Origin of the sequence: Ligilactobacillus salitolerans (assembly GCF_003864415.1) — a bacterium.
Taxonomy (GTDB): domain Bacteria; phylum Bacillota; class Bacilli; order Lactobacillales; family Lactobacillaceae; genus Ligilactobacillus; species Ligilactobacillus salitolerans.
This window is the reverse complement of record NZ_BFFP01000086.1, coordinates 607-1,036: the sequence shown is the minus strand read 5'-3', so window position 1 is coordinate 1,036 and position 430 is coordinate 607. Positions and strand designations below refer to the sequence as shown.

General features: G+C 45.1%; 1 protein-coding gene. It reads left to right on the top strand.

Annotated features, from left to right (window positions below; all coding sequences use genetic code 11):
• Window positions 1–270: transposase (locus tag LFYK43_RS13175; RefSeq protein WP_174713999.1), on the top strand; the 270-nt coding region annotated here is incomplete at its 5' end.
• Window positions 271–430 lie beyond the last annotated feature (160 nt).

Genomic DNA, 430 nt, shown 5'->3' with positions numbered 1-430 from the left:
TATACAAGAGCTTTAGAAATATTAGATGAAGGCTTCGAGGATGCGCTGCAGTACTTGTCCCAACCGGAACCTTATCAGATTAGCTTACGAACCACAAATTCATTGGAGCGCTTAAATCAGGAGATCCGCAGACGTGAGCGTGTCGTCCGGATCTTCCCGAATGAAGCTGCAGCAGAACGCTTATTTGGAGCGATTTTGCAGGATTACCACGATCAGTGGCAAGAGCAAAAAAGAACATTTCTGCGCGATTTTTCACCTGAATTTCAGTAAAAATCCAAAAACAAGTGTAGCTACACGCTTAACAAGCTATTGAGCTTCAGGGGAGTAGTGTAATAAGCACAGTTAATAACCCCTTGGTGAGGAGTGTGATTTGGGCTTTAAATCACACTCCTCACCAAGGGCCACCAAGCGTAAGCGCGGTAGCAAAACG